Source organism: Pseudomonas sp. AK106, assembly GCF_053903055.1.
In genome coordinates this window covers 435,091-452,864 of sequence record NZ_CP096426.1, presented here as the reverse complement: position 1 = coordinate 452,864, position 17,774 = coordinate 435,091, and the positions used below count along the sequence as shown (strand labels likewise).

Annotated in this window: 15 protein-coding genes, 1 tRNA gene and 1 pseudogene; 9 read left to right on the top strand and 8 right to left on the bottom strand. The window is 59.9% G+C overall.

Translation table 11 applies throughout. The features are described 5' to 3' along the window. Window positions 1-218: 218 nt before the first annotated feature. Window positions 219-3,161: pseudogene (locus M1E04_RS02070) on the top strand (EAL domain-containing protein); the annotation flags it as partial. Between the two features lie 15 nt (window positions 3,162-3,176). Next, window positions 3,177-3,253 (top strand) — tRNA-Ile (locus M1E04_RS02065). 70 nt (window positions 3,254-3,323) lie between these two features. On the opposite strand, the gene M1E04_RS02060 is transcribed toward M1E04_RS02065, so the two are convergent. From M1E04_RS02060 to M1E04_RS02030, 7 genes are all read right to left on the bottom strand, one after another. Further along, window positions 3,324-4,481, bottom strand: coding sequence for a glutathionylspermidine synthase family protein (locus M1E04_RS02060; protein ID WP_369319153.1), 1,158 nt, complete (start codon window positions 4,479-4,481; stop codon window positions 3,324-3,326). Window positions 4,482-4,495: 14 nt separating this feature from the next. Continuing rightward, on the bottom strand, window positions 4,496-5,224 hold the full coding sequence (locus M1E04_RS02055) for a DUF1190 domain-containing protein (RefSeq protein ID WP_296312672.1): 729 nt from the start codon (window positions 5,222-5,224) through the stop codon (window positions 4,496-4,498). 26 nt (window positions 5,225-5,250) lie between these two features. Then, a complete protein-coding gene (locus tag M1E04_RS02050) occupies window positions 5,251-5,676 on the bottom strand; it encodes a DUF350 domain-containing protein (RefSeq protein ID WP_065991321.1) in 426 nt (141 codons plus the stop codon). Window positions 5,677-5,689: 13 nt separating this feature from the next. Next, window positions 5,690-6,358: a DUF2491 family protein gene (locus M1E04_RS02045; protein ID WP_065991320.1), complete on the bottom strand. Its 669-nt coding sequence runs from the start codon at window positions 6,356-6,358 to the stop codon at window positions 5,690-5,692. 50 nt (window positions 6,359-6,408) lie between these two features. Next, window positions 6,409-6,972: a rhomboid family intramembrane serine protease gene (locus M1E04_RS02040; RefSeq protein ID WP_065991319.1), complete on the bottom strand. Its 564-nt coding sequence runs from the start codon at window positions 6,970-6,972 to the stop codon at window positions 6,409-6,411. Between the two features lie 77 nt (window positions 6,973-7,049). Continuing rightward, a complete protein-coding gene (locus tag M1E04_RS02035) occupies window positions 7,050-7,757 on the bottom strand; it encodes a PspA/IM30 family protein (protein ID WP_065991318.1) in 708 nt (235 codons plus the stop codon). Window positions 7,758-7,772: 15 nt separating this feature from the next. Continuing rightward, a complete protein-coding gene (locus tag M1E04_RS02030) occupies window positions 7,773-8,393 on the bottom strand; it encodes a YjfI family protein (RefSeq protein WP_083233191.1) in 621 nt (206 codons plus the stop codon). Between the two features lie 167 nt (window positions 8,394-8,560). Between M1E04_RS02030 and M1E04_RS02025 the strand changes: the two genes are divergently transcribed. After that, window positions 8,561-9,607, top strand: a complete 1,047-nt coding sequence (locus tag M1E04_RS02025) for an FUSC family protein (protein WP_369319155.1) — start codon at window positions 8,561-8,563, stop codon at window positions 9,605-9,607. A gap of 36 nt (window positions 9,608-9,643) precedes the next feature. Here M1E04_RS02025 and ppk2 read toward each other — a convergent pair whose 3' ends face one another. Beyond that, window positions 9,644-10,555: a polyphosphate kinase 2 gene (gene ppk2 / locus M1E04_RS02020; RefSeq protein ID WP_074886916.1), complete on the bottom strand. Its 912-nt coding sequence runs from the start codon at window positions 10,553-10,555 to the stop codon at window positions 9,644-9,646. A 247-nt stretch (window positions 10,556-10,802) separates the two neighbouring features. Between ppk2 and M1E04_RS02015 the strand changes: the two genes are divergently transcribed. The 6 genes from M1E04_RS02015 (at window position 10,803) to pqqB (ending at window position 17,638) form a co-directional block, all read left to right on the top strand. Beyond that, complete coding sequence (locus M1E04_RS02015; protein ID WP_065991314.1) at window positions 10,803-11,264, top strand: Lrp/AsnC family transcriptional regulator; 462 nt, start codon at window positions 10,803-10,805, stop codon at window positions 11,262-11,264. Window positions 11,265-11,407: 143 nt separating this feature from the next. Further along, window positions 11,408-13,102, top strand: a complete 1,695-nt coding sequence (locus M1E04_RS02010) for a flavin monoamine oxidase family protein (protein ID WP_296312655.1) — start codon at window positions 11,408-11,410, stop codon at window positions 13,100-13,102. Window positions 13,103-13,113: 11 nt separating this feature from the next. Then, on the top strand, window positions 13,114-13,914 hold the full coding sequence (locus M1E04_RS02005; RefSeq protein WP_456292324.1) for a carbon-nitrogen hydrolase family protein: 801 nt from the start codon (window positions 13,114-13,116) through the stop codon (window positions 13,912-13,914). 94 nt (window positions 13,915-14,008) lie between these two features. Continuing rightward, entirely contained in the window at window positions 14,009-16,372 is a 2,364-nt protein-coding gene (gene pqqF / locus M1E04_RS02000; RefSeq protein WP_456292323.1) for a pyrroloquinoline quinone biosynthesis protein PqqF, read from the top strand. A gap of 188 nt (window positions 16,373-16,560) precedes the next feature. After that, window positions 16,561-16,632 carry a pyrroloquinoline quinone precursor peptide PqqA gene (pqqA, locus tag M1E04_RS01995; RefSeq protein ID WP_008365141.1) on the top strand — a complete coding sequence of 24 codons (72 nt, stop codon included), beginning with the start codon at window positions 16,561-16,563 and terminating at the stop codon, window positions 16,630-16,632. A gap of 94 nt (window positions 16,633-16,726) precedes the next feature. Further along, complete coding sequence (gene pqqB / locus M1E04_RS01990) at window positions 16,727-17,638, top strand: pyrroloquinoline quinone biosynthesis protein PqqB (protein ID WP_456292322.1); 912 nt, start codon at window positions 16,727-16,729, stop codon at window positions 17,636-17,638. Window positions 17,639-17,774: the final 136 nt, after the last annotated feature.

The following is a 17,774-nucleotide window of genomic DNA, read 5'->3' as shown; positions in this document are numbered from 1 at the left end:
GGCAAGGGATGCATCAGGAGTGGCTGCCCGGCGAGGATACTGAACCCGGGAATGCACCCGGTATAAGTCTCCATCTGCCCACTGACTTGATCAGCGACCGATTTGCAGGTATCGATCAAAGTCGCCAACCCGAACAATTCAGCGGACTGGACGATTCGCCCTCCGCCTCGCAGGCGGCCACTCACTCCAGTGAGCGCAGCAAGCTCTGGCACGAATTTCTGCTCATCGGACTGCCCGGATTGCTGTTTCTGACGACGGTACTGGCCATCGTGGTCCGGATCAACCGTCGTCTCAGTTCCGAGATCTCCCGCCGAATCGCCCTGGAACAAGAACTGCGCAGCAGCGAGTATCACTATCGCGGGATGATCGAGAGCCTCTCGGCCATCGCGTGGGAAGCCAATACCCACGACTATTCCTACAACTATGTCTCGCCCCACGCGCAGGATTTGTTGGGGTATCCGCTGCACCAATGGCGAAGGCCCGGATTCTGGCGGAGTATCGTTCATCCGGAGGACGTCGACTACGCCCAGGCCTATTGCGACCGGGAGGTGGCGGAAGGCAACGATCACAGCGTCGATTATCGAGTCCTGAGCGCCGACGGCAGGGTGGTCTGGATTCGAGACATCGTAAGCATGATCGGCTATGGCCGAGAGCCTGTGATGCGGGGGCTGATGATCGACATCAGCGAAGCCAAGCAAACCGAAGAGGCGCTGCGTCTTTCGGAAGGGAAGTTCGCCTCGGTGTTTGCGCAGTGTCCTGACATGCTGGTCATCGCGCGTCTTTCGGACGGCTGCTTTCTGGAGGCGAATCCAGCATTTCTGGAGCAGATCGGCGTCAGCCCTGCTGAAGTCGTCGGGCGCGTGCCTGCCGAGCTGAACATCTGGGGTATTCCCGACATCGGCCACAGCCTGCTGCAACGCCTTCAGAAGGGCAGCATCCGCAATCTGGAAATGCCGTTTCGGCGCAGTGATGGTCGGCTGTTCACCGGGCTTCTGTCAGCCGAGCCTTTTGATCTGGACTCCACGGCGGCAGTGGTTCTGGTGGTGAGGGACATCACGCCACTCAAGGAGGCCCAGCAACAGCTGCAGATGTCCGAAGAGAAATTTGCCAAAGCGTTCCACTCCTCCCCTGACGGCCTGCTGATTACGCGGCAAAACGACGGGCTGCTGGTGGAGGTGAACGACGGCTTCAGCCGCATCACCGGCTATCACAGCTCGTTGTCGCTGGACCGCACCACCCTTGACCTGGGCATCTGGGTAGATTTGAACGAGCGACAGCAACTGCTTGAGCAACTGAGACGTGACGGTTTCGTGAAGGACTTTACCAGCCACATCCGTCGCAGGGATGGTCAGATCCGTCTGTGCGAGATTTCCGCGCGACCGCTTCTGATTGCCGGTGAAGACTGCATGCTCACCATCGCGCGCGACATCACCGACCGCCACCAGATGCAGGAAAAGCTGCAACTGGCCGCAACGGTATTCGAGAGCACAGCGGAAGGCGTACTGATCACCGACACCCGGCAGCGAATCAATGCCGTGAACCGCGCTTTCAGCGAGATCACTGGCTACAGCGAACTCGAAGCGCTCGGTAACACGCCAAGCTTGTTGGCGTCCGGACTCCACGACAGCGCGTTCTACGCCGCCATGTGGTACCAACTGACAGCAGAGGGTCATTGGCAGGGCGAGATCAGCAACCGGCGCAAAAATGGCGAGATCTATCCGAGCTGGCTGACCATCAGTGCCGTGCGCAATCGCGGTAAATTCATCACCCACTTCGTTGCAGTGTTCGCTGATATTTCCAGCCTGAAGCAGGCTCAGGCCCGGCTGGATTATCAGGCACACCACGACCCGCTGACCGGTCTGCCCAACCGCACGCTGTTCGAAAGCCGACTGCACGCCGCGCTGGCTCACTCCAGAGCGGCTTACAGCCTTGGCGCGGTGTTGTTTCTGGACCTGGACCGCTTCAAGCACATCAACGACAGCCTCGGCCACCCGGTCGGTGACCTGCTGCTGAAAAGCATAGCGGTACGCCTGAAGGAGAACCTGCGCGACATCGACACCGTCGCGCGACTCGGCGGTGATGAATTCATCATTCTGTTGCCCGGCCTGCAAAACCCGAGCGACGCCGAAGCGGTCGCCACCAAGCTGCTCAACAGTTTTTCGTCGCCGTTCCAGGCGGGCGAACATGAATTCTTCATGAGCACCAGCATCGGCAGCGCGCTGTTTCCCACCGATGGCGCCGATGTGGCCACGCTGATCAAGAATGCTGACGCAGCGATGTATCGCTCGAAGGCCAAGGGGCGCAACCGCGTAGAGCATTACACGCGCGATCTGACCACTCAGGCCAGCGAGCGGATTGCCCTGGAGCACGAGCTGCGGCGCGCCATCGAGCGTAACGAGTTCACCCTGTCCTACCAGCCCAAGATCAGCTTGCTGACACAACGCCTGGTCGGGGCCGAGGCGCTGATACGCTGGTTCCACCCCACTTTCGGCCACATCCCACCCGAGCGGTTTATTCCGCTGGCAGAAGAAAACGGCATGATCCTGCAGATCGGCGAATGGGTGCTCGATACGGCCTGCCAGCAGTTGCACGAGTGGAACCAGCGCTACGACGTGTTTGGGCCCTTGTCAGTGAACCTTGCCGGTGCACAGCTGCGTCAGCCCAACCTGGTCAACAGGATCGAGCGTCTGCTGCTCCAGCACCAGTTACAGCCAGGCTGCCTGCAGCTGGAGATCACCGAGAACTTCATCATGTCGCAGACCGAAGAAGCGCTATCAGTGCTGCATCGCCTGAAGAAACTCGGCGTGCAGCTGGCGATCGACGACTTCGGCACCGGCTACTCCTCGCTCAGTTATCTCAAACGCCTGCCGCTGGACATCCTCAAGATCGATCAATCGTTTGTGCGCGGCTTGCCTGATGACCCCCATGATGCGGCCATCGTCCGCGCCATCATCGCGTTGGGCCGCAGCATGCAACTGACCGTCATTGCAGAAGGCGTCGAAACCCTTGAACAGCAGCAATTCTTGGCAGACGAAGGCTGTGAACAAATCCAGGGCTACCTCGTCAGCCTGCCCCTGCGCGCGGAGGAATTCTGCAAGACGTTTCTTCGTGCAACCGTTTCAGACGTTTCGGATAGCACAGCGCGTAAACCGTCGTTATAATCCGCGGCCTACTGAGGGCCTATAGCTCAGTTGGTTAGAGCAGGGGACTCATAATCCCTTGGTCCACGGTTCGAGTCCGTGTGGGCCCACCAAATAAAAAGCCGCGCATTGCGCGGCTTTTTTCGTTCTTGCGCGGTACCCACCGCCGGCCTCATCACAACCTCAATCAATCACCACATGCGGCAAAAACCGGCTGCTGTCCTTGGTGATCAAACTGTCATCTTCACGAATCCCGATCCCCGAAGCCGTATCCCCCACCACCCACGATCCGATCAGCGTGTAGCTGTCGCCAAAGCGAGGCAACGGTGCGAAAGCTTGCAGGATGTAGGGGGCATCGTTGTAAGGCCCATCTTCGAAGATGACCTGGTCGGTCGGGGTGCGGATTTCGATGTTTGCGCCTTCGCGGGAAAAATACGGCTTGCGCACCCAGCCCTTTGGCACCGCAGATTGCGGGTGCTTATCCACAAAGGACGGCAGCAGATTGGGGTGCCCTTCGTTGAATTCCCAAAGCAACGGCAGGATGCCTTTGTTGGAAATGATCGCCTTCCAGGCCGGCTCGATGAATTGCGTGTCGCACTGCGGGATGGCCTGGCCGTGGGGCTCATGGAACACATGCTCCCAGGCGTGCAGCTTGAAGAGGCGTTCGATCCAGCGGCCATCAAGGTCGACAAATCGGCCGTTGGCGTTCAGGCCGATGTCTTCGATGTCGATGTGGCGGGTTTCGATGCCGGCGTGCTCGGCCATTTTGCGCAGGAACTCAGTCGTGCCCCTGTCTTCGATAGAGCCTGACATGCAGGAAAAGTAGAAAGGCCCGCCCTCCCTGATCGCCGCAAACGCCCGGACCAGATCCTCCGCCGTCGAGTTGAACTGGGAAGCGTGGGCTGGCAATACGCCGCGCTGGATCTGCTCTTCAAGCCAGATGAGCTGGAACGCGCCCGCTTCATACGCTGACGTAGGGGTGTCCATGTTGGCTTCCAGCAGCTTGGCCGAGTTCACACCGTCATAGCTGAAATCAAAACGTCCGTATAAATGCGGATGGCCTTCCTTCCACGAGGTGCGGACCAGATCGAAGAACGCCTGTGGAATGGCCAGCCGGGTCAGCAGTTCTTCACTCTCGACGACCTTTTCCACGACGTCCAGGCACATGGCATGAAGCTCCTGGGTCGGCGCTTCGATGTCGCGCGTGATCTGCGCTTCGGTGAACTGGTAGTAGGCCCGCTCATCCCAGTAGCGCTCACCGTCGATGGTGTGAAAGTTGAACCCTTCACGCTCGGCTGTCTGGCGCCAGTCAGGACGTTCTTGGATGCTGATCCTTTTCATGGGTAACGTCCCTGTTATCCGCCGAAGCTTGAGCCGCTGCTTTTGCCACCCCAACCGCTGCGAGCAGTGGCCTGGCTGCCGAAACCGCCACGGGAAACCGACGACGAGACAGAGGAGTTACGACCAAGGGTGCCTTTGCTGTAAGTCCCGGTCGAGCTGCTTCGCGCCTGGGTGGAGTTGCCGAAGGTTTTGCCCCGTTCGATCTGGCGCGACAGTGTGGAATACCCATATCCACCCCGCGAGTCACGCTCCTGATAGATGGGCTGGGCGTAGTAACGACCGCCGCCACCGGTGAATCCGTTAACCATGTTGCTGACCAGCATGCCCATCAGGAATCCGTTCACCCCGGAACCAAAGCCGCCGCCACCGCCGCCGCCGGACTGGTCAGCCTGTGCCTTCGCTGCGTCGACCTGGGACTTGGGAAGCTCCCCGGAAACTTCCAGCTGGAAACCGCCGAGCTTGGGCGTGAATTTGCCATCGGCATTCTGCTGGCAGTAATCAGGGACGAAATCTGCTTCGCAGGCTGTCTTGTCGTCGTAGGTCGGGGCTACGCGGCGGTGCTCCGCCAGCGCACTCATGTAGGCGTCCGAGCAGACATCGACCGGGACTTTCTGATCCACACAGGCTTGAACCGATGGATAGGTCTGCTGCGCGGAGACTTCGACGGTGTCGGATTTGCTGCACGCGCTGATCGCCAGCGGCAGGGTGCTGGCCAGGACCAGCTTGAGGGAACTACGTCTCATCGATAACTCCTTTCGATAACGGGCGATCAGGTCGACGGCGTCATGCAGGCCGAGTTGAGAAAACCGACACTGATCGAGACGCTGGCGGCATAGATGGCCGCGGCTAGCTCGCCTCGGGTAATGCGTGCGGACAGATCCTTGAGCACCATGCTGGTGGCGGTGAAGGCCAGCAGCTGTACGACTGCTGCGATTACTGCCCAGATCACCACGTCCAGTACGCTGATGCTGTAGGTGATGACGTTGCTGGCAGGCAGAGCGAAACCGATCAGCGCACCGCCGAGGGCGACGGCCGCGGCAACATTGCCCTCACGAATCAGGGCGAATTCCTTGTGCGGCGTCAGACGCGTGTAGGCCATCTGAAACAACGCGAACAACCCGCCGGCCACAATGATGTAGACCACAAAACTCAGCAACGACTGGACGCTGACGGACATACGAAGCGCTTCAAGCATTTTTTACTTCCTTTTAAATGACGGTGAAATCAGTGGACTGCAGGGTCACGCCGACCGACGTGGTGAAGGAAACAACGCCCTCCTCGTCTTCCTCGACCGACAGCAGCAGAAACTCGCGACGATCCACCAATCCAGTGTCCCGCGCGTACAACATGCTCAAGTGCTTGATGCGGTAAGCACCGTCAGGACTGACAACCTGCTCGTCCATGGGCGTGAGCTCGGTCTGACCCTCTTCCGTGCCCCACTGACGCCCGTATTCCCAGCCGTCATGCTCGAATATCGGCAGACCGACTTTGGACGCAGGCCCCACCAGACGCTTGAGCTCCGCCTCGCTGTTGATCGTGACGGCGCTGCTGTAGCCGAACAGGATGATGTCCTGGACGTCTTCAGCGGCAGGCCCGTTCATCATGACCTGCAGCCAGTAATCCTCATCCTCGAAGTAGAAGCGCACCAGACGAACCGATTGCCCCAGGTCGACCTGACCCACTGACCAGACCACTTCTTCGTTGGGGACCACCAGTTCCGAATGGCCGTCGAGCATCAGCTTGAGCGAGTCGTCGAGGTCCATCATCCGCCCGGTAGCCAGCCCGAACGGATTAGCCAAGGCCGAATTGCCGAGGGGATTGGAGCCGGCCGGTGGAATGGGCGACTCCAGGCCTAATGCGCGTTTGATCCAGCTCATGTTTCATCTCCTTGAATTCGCGCCGAGGCGATCTGAAAAAGTTCTGCCCTTCACTTCACGGGGCTTCGGTCAAGAAGCTGCCGTGAGTGCATTAACCAGGCCGTCACGATACCGGCAAGCGCGCCACACAGGTGTGACTCAATCGATACGCCCGGCACCGGAATGAAGCCGAAAATCAATCCGCTGTAGCCCAGCAGGGTCACCAGTGCGATCGCGAAACTCGCCAGACTGCGCTGATACCAGCCGCGGGCCAGCAAATACGCCCACAAGCCAAATATCAGGCCGCTGGCGCCCACATGGATGACAGGTCTGCCAATCACCCAAACCATCAGGCCTCCCAGCACAGTGATGAGCAGTGCAACGCGAATGTAACGCTGAAGCCCCTCGGTTGCGACCAGCCAGCTCAGCACCACAAAAGGCAGGAGATTGCTCAGCAGGTGACGGACCGAACCATGCAGAAACGGAGAAAACAGGATGCCTTGCAGTCCGGAAAACGTTCTAGGCACCAGGCCGTGGGACAGCAGGCTGTTGGCGGTCAGGGAGTTAACCATCTGCACAACGATCATCAAAGCGGCGAGGCAGAGTATCGTCCGTAGTCCATTTCCGATATTCATCTGCACACCGCTGAAACCCGAAAAATCGAAACCGAAAAAAGGCAGCCGGATACCCGGCTGCCTCTGTTTAACGGTGCTTATTGCCCAGCGTTACCGCTCTGGCTTTGCGCTTTCAAGCGGGCCAAGACGTCCGCTGCGCCGCCTGTTTTAGCGCCGATCCCGGCATCCTGAAGACGACGCTCCAGATCGCCGCCATTGGCAGCCTCGGCCAGCTCGTCGGCCGCTTCAAGTCTCGCGTCCTGTTCATCCTGACGCTGCTTGATACGTGCCAGCGAACCCACTGCGGTTTCGAGTCGGCCATTGGCACCGCCGGTCGCAGCCGCCGCGTTGATCTGTGCCTTTTGCACGCTGTCGCGGGCCTTGGCCATGTCGGTCTGCTGACGCAGACCCTTAATCTGGCTTTCGGCTTTGATGACCTGTGCGGTCAGTTTCGCCACGTGGACGCCAAACTGATCGGCCGCCAGTTTCTCCTGGTCGCGCAGAGCCGTCAGCTCGGCCACTTTCTCGGCACACTCGAGGGCAAGGGCTTCTTCGCCTTTGTTCATCGCCGCGAGCGCTTTCTGCTCCCAGTTGGCGATGTTTTTGTCGTGCTCTTCGACGCGTTGCAGCGAGAGCTTGTGCTTGGCTTTGATTTGAATCAGTTGGTTGCGCGCCGCGAGCATGGAGGCGTCGGCGTCACGGATTTCCTGATCGAGGATTCGCAGTGCCTGGGCATCGACGATGGCTTCACCCACCTCGGAAGCCCCACCACGCAACGCTGTGACCATTTTTTTCCAAAGGCTCATTGATGTGTCTCCCGATTACTGTGAATCAACTTTAAGAAAATCTTCGTAGGCGTCGGCCGCATGAATCACGTTTTCTGCCAGGGTGAGCACCTCGTGGACGACGACCGTCAACGAAGAGGCTGCGCTCAGTGCGCCAAACATGTTGTAGAAGGTTTCGCCGTTCGGCAGGGTCTCGATGCCGATCGACGACAGCGGGAACAGCTCCCGGCTGCGCAACACAGCGTCGTTAAAAGCCGCCGGGTCTTTCACCTCGGAGGCGTACACCAGCACGGAATCAACCAGGATCTGGTCGCCCGCAATGGCAATGATGATGGGCAAGCCGCCGAACTGGTTCATCACTAGGCTCAGACTTGGCTCGGCGCCTTGAATGAGGGTCAGCTCGATATCTTTGTCTTTCACAACGTCCAGCTCGGCGAACGCCGAGTGAAGTGTGTTGATCGTCCAATTGGTGTTCTCAGTCATGAATCCCTCCAGTTTGATCCGGTTACCCAAGTAGGGCTGGCGCAGCACTTTTTCGATGTCTCTCAATACTTCCGCGTTTTCGGGAAGCACGTACAGCTCTCGTTTCACGTACCCGGCAGCCGTCAGCCGAGCGCGCATCTCGCGCATGTAGTCGGTTGAAGTTTTCCGAGCCATTGAAGTTTTCCCGAACATCACATGTGATAGCAACGCACCCTACGCGCAAGCATCCGGATACGCAACATCTCACATGTGATGACTTTGTGAATGAGTGCACACCGGAGGTGACGCGCAGCATTTGCCAGGCTTCGGATATATTCATCTTCTCCATGGTCTGTAACCCCATGAACTCAGCCTCCCTACCCTCCTGGCTTCGCCGCGCCCTGCGTCCGCTTCTGGATCCATACCGCCGCTATCGCCATGCGCGCTACATTCACGCCGGCCGAATCGTGGTCGGACTGCTGGTGTCGATTCTTCTGACGACAGGTTTTCATCTGCCCCACGGTGAGTGGGCGTCGGTGACCATGCTGATCGTGATTGGCGGGTTGCAGCACCACGGCAATATCGGCAAAAAATCGGTGGAGCGCGCGTACGGGACATTGATTGGCGCGGCGCTGGGCCTGGCGATGGTGGCGCAGGAAAGCTATCTGGGCATGCCGTTGCTGACGTACGTGGTTATGTCGCTGATCTGCGGCTTTTTTGCGTATCACGCCATCGGCAAGGGCGGTTACACGGCGCTGTTGTCGGCGATCACGCTGTTCATCGTGGCGGGCCACGGTGACAACCCGATCACGGACGGGCTGTGGCGGACCGTGGACATCCTGATCGGCATCGCCCTCGCCCTGGCGTTTTCATTCGCGCTGCCGCTGTACGCCGTGTATTCGTGGCGCTACAACCTGGCGAGTGGCTTGCGGGACTGTGCCCTAGCTTACGACCGTATCGCCAGCGGTCAGTCGATCACTGCAGATGAGCACGTGAAGCTGACCGCGCGGATGGGCGCGACGCTGTTGCAGCTGCGTTCGCTGATGCCGTCGGTGTCCAAGGAAGTGAAGATTTCGATCGTTGAGCTGGACGCCATTCAGAGCCACTACCGCATGTGCCTGAGCATCCTCGAGATTCTTTCGAATCTGCGTCCGGCAGATGCTGGCAGCACGGGCGTGACGGCAGAGCAACGGCGGATCCGTCGCATGTTGATCGGCATGGCCCGCGCGCTGCAGACCGGTGCGACCGAGCGTTTGCAGCGTCCGACCGAGAGCTTGACCGTCGGGCCCGACGTTCCAACCGCCTCTACCGAGGTGCTCGGTTATCAGCTGATGACCCGCCAGTTCACGCAGAATCTTGAAAGCCTGCAGCAACGACTGGCGAAAACTGCGCCGGCGTGGAAAATCTGAACCACGCCAGCACGGTGATCAGAAACCGGTGGAGGATCAATAAACCGGCGGAACAACCATCTCGCGCGGTACGGGGGCGCGCAGGTAATTGGCGTTGTACTCGCGTTCCGGCAGCACCACTTGCGGTGTTTCGGTATCGCCGCGCGGGATCTGCTCCAGCAGGTGATGAATACAGTTCAGGCGGGCGCGTTTCTTGTCGTCGGCCTCGACGATCCACCATGGCGCGACGTCAGTGTGGGAACGGGTGAGCATTTCTTCTTTCGCGTTGGTGTAGTCCTCCCAGCGACGGCGGGACTCAAGGTCCATCGGCGAGAGCTTCCACTGTTTCAGCGGGTCATGAATGCGCATCAGAAAGCGCCGGTACTGCTCGTCGTCGGTGATGGAGAACCAGTACTTGATCAGGATGATGCCCGAGCGCACCAGCATCTTTTCGAACTCGGGGACGGTGCGGAAAAACTCTTCGTACTCCTCGTCATTGCAGAAGCCCATGACCCGCTCGACCCCGGCCCGGTTGTACCAACTGCGGTCGAACAGCACCATTTCGCCAGCGGCTGGGAGGTGCGCGACATAGCGCTGGAAGTACCACTGCGTGCGCTCGCGTTCACTTGGCGCGGTCAGTGCAGCCACGCGACAGACCCGTGGGTTGAGGCGCTGAGTGATGCGCTTGATCGCACCGCCCTTGCCTGCCGCATCCCGGCCTTCGAACAGCACGACCACCTTGAGCTTCTGGCTCACCACCCAATCCTGCAGTTTGACCAACTCGCCTTGCAGACGCAGCAGCTCGCGGAAGTACAGGCGGCGATCAATCCCTTTGGGCACCTCCTCACCCAAGTCAGCCAACAAGCCGTCCAGGCGCGCGTCGTCGTACTCCATTTCCAGTTCTTCGTCGAAGCTGTCGAGGATATCGGCCTGGATGTAGCGGGCGGTTTCGGAGAAATCCAGAGTCATGACGGGGCTCCCGGCGTGGATTCATAGGGATGGGGAGAGAATTTAGGCATGCCGGGGGTGACAGAAGAATGACAAAAGCCTTACAGCGTGGAAAAGTCCCACATGACCGACGCAGGTTCTCTGACGCCCATCCCCGATGGACGATCGACGCAGAATGCCTAGGGTTTCGCGTCGCTTTGGGATTCGAATATCACCCAAACCCCTAAGGAATCTCCTAACATGCCTCGCTTGCCGAAGGAGATCCGCCTTGCCTGACACCCGCCCCCCAGCGCTCGATGACATCGATCGCAAACTGATCGCAGCGCTGCAAATCAATGCCCGGGAACCGGTCGCCAATCTGGCCCGGCAATTGGGCATCGCGCGCACGACCGTGACCTCGCGACTGGCGCGCCTGGAGAAAGCCAAAATCATCACCGGCTATGGCGTGCGTCTGGGTCAGCGGCTGGTGGATGGCGGGCTGCAGGCCTATGTCGGGATCACCGTGCAACCTCGCTCTGGCAAGGAAGTGTTGCGGCGGCTGAGCGCGCTCGCGCAGGTGCAACAGTTGTGCGCCGTGAGTGGCGAGTTCGATTACGTCGCGTGGCTGCGCACGGACTCGCCGGAGCAGCTGGACCAGTTGCTCGATCTGATCGGGAGTGTCGATGGCGTCGAGAAGACCACCACATCGATCATCCTGAGCAGCAAGATCGACCGCGGGCAGCCATCCTGAATGGGCAACTTATAACAATGTGACGAGCTAACCCGTCACTTTGACGGCATTATCGACACAACGACGACACTCTGCGTCTTATTAACGTCCCAACTGTTATCTAGACTTGTCCACTTTCGCGCCCCAGTCGAACAAGGTCAGTCATGAAGAACAATCGCCACCCCGCCGACGGAAAAAAACCGATCACGATTTTCGGCCCGGACTTCCCGTTCGCCTTCGATGAGTGGATTGAGCACCCGGCAGGCCTGGGCAGCATTCCTACGGAAAACCTTGGAAAAGAGGTGGCCATCGTCGGCGCCGGTATCGCAGGGCTGGTGGCGGCTTATGAACTGATGAAGCTGGGCCTCAAGCCCGTCGTTTATGAAGCCTCCAAAATGGGCGGCCGTCTGCGCTCACAACAGTTCGAAGGCGCCGAAGGCATCATTGCCGAGCTGGGCGGCATGCGCTTCCCGGTGTCATCCACCGCTTTTTATCACTACGTCGACAAGCTCGGCCTGGAGTCCAAGCCCTTCCCCAACCCGCTCACGGCGGCGTCCGGCAGCACGGTGATTGACCTGGAAGGCAGCACTCACTACGCACAGAAACTGTCGGACTTGCCTGCGCTGTTTCAGGAAGTCGCCGACGCCTGGGCCGACGCGCTGGAGGACGGCTCGCAGTTCGCCGACATTCAGCAAGCCATCCGCGACCGCGACGTGCCTCGGCTCAAGGAGCTGTGGGACAAGCTGGTGCCGCTGTGGGACGACCGCACGTTCTATGATTTTGTCGCCACCTCCAAGGCCTTCGCCAAGCTGTCGTTCTATCACCGCGAAGTGTTTGGTCAGGTCGGCTTTGGCACCGGTGGCTGGGACTCGGACTTCCCGAACTCGATGCTGGAGATCTTTCGCGTGGTCATGACCAACTGCGACGATCACCAACACCTGATCGTCGGCGGCGTCGCGCAAGTCCCTATCGGCATCTGGCGCCATGCCCCTGAACGTTGCGCCCATTGGCCAGAAGGCACCAGCCTGTCGACGCTGCACCGGGGCGCACCGCGCACGGGCGTCAAAGGCATCAGCCGCGCCGCCAACGGTCAGTTCGCGGTCACCGACAACTTGGGCGACGTCCGCCATTACGATGCGGTTCTGGCCACGTGCCAGAGCTGGCTGCTGACCACCCAGATCGAGTGCGAAGAGTCGCTGTTCTCACAGAAGATGTGGATGGCGCTGGACCGCACGCGCTACATGCAGTCGTCGAAAACCTTCGTCATGGTCGACCGGCCGTTCTGGAAGGACAAAGACCCTGAGACCGGCCGCGACCTCATGAGCATGACCCTGACGGATCGCCTGACCCGTGGCACTTATCTGTTCGACAACGGCACCTATTCCAACGGCGTCGAGAAGCCGGGGGTAATTTGTCTGTCGTACTCGTGGATGAGCGACGCGCTGAAAATGCTGCCGCATCCCGTGGAAAAGCGCGTCAGCCTGGCGCTCGGCGCGCTGAAAAAGATCTACCCAAAGGTCGATATCGCCGCGCGCGTCATCGGAGACCCGATCACCGTGTCATGGGAATCCGACCCGCACTTCCTCGGAGCTTTCAAAGGCGCGCTGCCGGGCCACTATCGGTATAACCAGCGGATGTACGCGCACTTCATGCAGAAGGAAATGCCTGACGAGCAACGCGGCATTTTCATCGCCGGTGACGATGTGTCCTGGACACCCGCCTGGGTCGAAGGCGCAGTACAGACCTCGCTGAACGCGGTGTGGGGCATCATGACTCACTTCGGCGGTAAGACTCACGCCGAGAACCCGGGCCCCGGAGACGTGTTTCACGAGATCGGCCCGATCGTTTTGCCGGAATAAGGAAGCCACAAATGCGCGTCGCCCTCTACCAATGCCCGCCGCTGCCGCTGGACGTCAGCGCCAACCTCATGCGACTGGAAGCCCAAGCGATCGAGGCATCGGCGCAGGGGGCGGCGCTGCTGGTTTTCCCCGAGATGTTTCTCAGCGGCTACAACATCGGTGCCCAGGCGGCGCGGGAGTTGGCGCAAGCGAGCGACGGCCCGGCTGCGCTGAAGATCGCCGAGATAGCCCAGGCCACGGGCGTCGCGATTCTGTACGGCTACCCGGAGTTAAGCGGCGACGATCAGGTTTACAACGCCGTGCAGTTAATCGACGCGCAAGGTGTTCGGCTCTGCAATTACCGTAAGACCCATCTGTATGGCGACCTGGACAACGCGATGTTCAGCGCGGGCGATGAGCACTTCCCGGTGGTGGAATTCGGCGGCTGGAGGCTCGGCTTTTTGATCTGCTACGACGTCGAGTTTCCCGAGAACACGCGGCGTCTGGCCCTGGCCGGTGCAGACCTTATTCTGGTACCGACAGCAAACATGGCGCCCTACGATTTCGTCGCGGAAGTCACCGTGCGGGCCCGCGCCTTCGAGAACCAGTGCTACCTTGTTTATGCCAATTACTGCGGCAGTGAGGACCAGATCCATTACTGCGGTTTGAGCAGCATCAGCGCGCCAGACGGTCGCCAAATCGGTCTTGCCGGTCGGAATGAGGCGCTGGTGATCGCGGACCTGGATCGGGAAGCGATGAGCGAATCGCAGGCGATCAATACGTATTTCAAGGATCGCCGGCCGGGGTTTTATGCCGGTCTAGGTAAACCGTAGGGTAATTGCCCAGCGTCGCCACTGCGCACGTCCCACACCTGAGCGCCCGTTATCCGCTAGCATGGCCGCTCAGTCAGCAAACATCACAAGCGCCATGCCCAACCCAATCAGCCAGCGATCCCTGACCCTGCCCAATGGCTTGAACGTGGTGCTTGTTTCGGCACCACGTTTGAAGCGTTGCGCTGCGGCATTGCGGGTGGCGGCAGGCAGTCATGATGTGTCGGCCCGCTGGCCGGGGCTGGCGCATTTTCTCGAGCACCTGTTCTTCCTCGGCACCGAGCGCTTTACGGCCGACGAAAAACTGATGGCGTTCGTGCAGCGTCATGGCGGGCAAGTGAACGCCAGCACACGCGAGCGCACCACCGACTTCTTCTTCGAACTGCCCCGCGCCGTGTTCCCCGACGGTCTTGAGAGGCTGTGCGAAATGCTCGCCCATCCACGCATGACGATTCCCGATCAGCTGCGAGAACGGGAGGTGCTGCACGCGGAATTCATCGCCTGGTCGCGGGACAATGCCTCCCGTGATCGGCTGAAACGCCTGCAGCCCTTGTCGGATTTGCATCCCCTGCGCGGGTTTCATGCAGGGAATCGCTTCAGTCTTCCGGTTCCGCGTCAGGCATTTCAGGATGCGCTGCAGGATTTCTATCGACGGTTTTATCAGGCCGGGCAGATGACGCTGAGCCTCGCAGGGCCTCAGTCGCTGGAGGAACTGGAGGAGCTGGCAACGCAGTCTGGCGCGTATTTCGCTCGAGGCAGCCGTATCGAACAGCAGCGTCCGCCTGCGCTGCTCACTGATGCACCGAAGCCAGTCGGCGAACCTGACCAGCGTCGGATGCATCTGACGTTCGCGTGCGAAGGCTTACCGCCAGGGCAGGAGCAGGCCGCGGCGTTCCTTTGTACCTGGATGAATGACGGGCAAGCGGGCGGTCTGGTGGCGGAGCTTCGTGAACGAAGATTGATTGAATCGCTGAAGGCCGAGGTGATGTATGAGTTTGCCGGCCAGGCATTAGTCGACGTCGCGTTCGTGTTGGCTGCAACGCCTCCCGACGCGTCATCGCATGTACCAGCACTGGTTTTCAACTGGCTCGCCTTCTTCAAATCCCATTACCGTCAGTTGATCGAAGAATACGCACGGCTGGAACAGCGGCGTCTGGCCGTCAGCGGTGCGCTGTCGCTGGCGCGGTATTACAGCGCTGAACCTGATGCGGCGGGTCTGTCGACAGAGGCGGTTGATGCGCTGCTCAGCCAGCTCACACCCGCAGCGCTGTTACGCACGCAAGTCGAGCCCTTGGCGTGTGGCTCATCCAGCGGTGAGTGGCGGCTGCCTGAGCCCAATCCATTTCTGAAACCCGCAACGGCATCCACTACGCCGACCTTGCCCTTGACCCAGCTGACATTCAGCGAGGCGCTGCCAGCACACGGCGAGGCGACCTTATGCCTGCGATGGACGCTCGCCGCTGCGCAACCGATGCTTGCCCGGATGCTGGAAGACAGCCTGAAACCGCTGATGGCCCAAGCCAGTCAAGCGGGGGTCACGCTGGCATTCAGTGCCTACGGCAGATTCTGGCAGCTAAAGATCTCCGGCTTGGCGGAGCCGTTGCCCATCGTGCTGGAACAGGCGCTGAGCCTGCTCGTCCAGCCGGATGCGCAAACCCTGGCGCGCTACGGTGAACCCGCTAATGATCCGGCCCTCATCCCGATACGTCAGCTGCTGAAGACCTTACCTGATCATTATTTGAACAACGCCGTCAACCAGCAGACTGACGGTCTGCCGCAGGTCTGGGCAGAGGCGCTCTGGACGGGGTTTGCCACGGGCTTCACACCCTCAGCGCGAAACGTGTTGAGTCACGCCGCTCGGCGCATCCCCGGTCTCCCGGAGCTTTCAGCGCACGCAACACCTCTGGCTACGGGCACACGGTGGGAAATCGAGCCGTCGGAGTCTGCCGAAGTTGCGCTACTGATGTTCTATCCAACGCCCTCGCACTCTCTCGATGACGAAGCTACGTGGCGACTGTTCGCACAGCTGATGCAGGCGCCTTTCTACCAGCGCCTACGGGTCGAACTGCAGTTGGGCTACGCCGTTTTCAGCGGTTTCAGACACGTCGCAGGCGCGGGCGGTCTTCTATTCGGTGTGCAATCGCCCAGTGCGAATGCGACACAGCTCGTGGCGCATATCGAGGCGTTCATTGAGGATCTGCCGACTCTCATCAACGCCACAAACTTACCCGCGCAGGTAAAAAACCTGCAGGCGCAAGTTGAGACGGCTGACATGGAACATTCACAAGCCGCCGAGCTGCTCTGGCAAGCGCATCTGGCAGGACACGGCAGCGACTACAGTGCACGCCTGCAACATTCGCTTGCACATCTTCAACACGTTGCTTTGCTCGAAGCCGCTCATCGGCTGGCACAACCAGACAGCGCCCGGCTCTGCCTCTCCAACCGCCCTGGCCCGTCCTAGCCCGCCCCGGCCGCGGGCTGCAAACAGTTGATCATTGCCTGCGGTGCAAGGATCTTTATCGGATATTTCATCATTGGCCTTCCGATAATTTTAGTAACATAGCCCCCTAAGCATTTGAACGTCTCCGCTCGCAGGAGCACTAACGAATGTACTCACCCACCGCTGCACTAACCCAGAAGGAGTCAATTATGTGGACTAAACCTGCTTACACTGATCTGCGTATCGGCTTTGAAGTCACCATGTACTTCGCAAGCCGTTGATTGTTGCGCGGTGAGAAGCCTCGGTTCGCCGGGGCTTTTTTATTAACGCGATTCTGATTTCAGGGCCGGCCTGGCCCGTCGCTACGGGGTTTACATGCACATCCAGATTCTCGGTTCCGCCGCCGGCGGTGGTTTCCCTCAGTGGAACTGCAACTGCGCCAATTGCGCTGGCTTTCGCGATGGCAGCTTGCGGGCCCACGCGCGCACCCAGTCGTCTATCGCGCTGTCGGACGACGGCGTGAACTGGATCTTGTGCAACGCCTCTCCCGACATCCGCGCCCAGCTCCAGGGGTTCGCGCCGATGCAGCCCAATCACGGCCTGCGCGATACCGGGATCAGCGCGATCATTCTGATGGACAGCCAGATCGACCACACCACCGGTCTGCTGAGCCTGCGTGAAGGCTGCCCGCATCAGGTCTGGTGCACGGACATGGTCCACGAGGACCTGAGCACGGGTTTCCCACTGTTCAACATGCTCAAACACTGGAACGGCGGCCTGGCCTGGAATCGCATCGAGCTGGAAGGCAGCTTTGTGATTCCGGCCTGCCCGAATCTGCGCTTTACGCCATTTCCACTGCGCAGTGCGGCACCGCCCTACTCGCCTCACCGATTCGACCCACACCCGGGCGATAACATCGGCTTGATGGTCGAGGACCTGAGCACCGGCGGCAAACTGTTCTACGCGCCGGGCCTGGGCAAAGTCGATGATGCCCTCATTGAGAAAATGAGCGGCGCCGACTGCCTGTTGGTTGACGGCACAATGTGGGATGACGATGAAATGCAGCGTCGTGGCGTCGGCACCCGTACAGGGACGGAGATGGGTCATCTGGCGCAAAACGGCCCCGGTGGCATGCTCGACGTGCTGGAAAAGCTGCCGCAACAGCGCAAGGTGCTTATCCACATCAACAACACCAACCCGATCCTCGACGAAGACTCGCCCGAGCGCGCTGAACTGGCGCGGCGGAACGTCGAAGTGGCGTTCGATGGGATGAGCATCGAGCTTTAAAACGCTAATTAGCCGACTGTGGGGCCAGGTTTGCTCATGAGGGTGTCAGGTCAGCCAGCCTATCCGGCACAGGTAGATCGCACTCGTGAGCAAGCTCACTCCCACGGGATCTGCGGAAATTCTTGACGAGAACTGC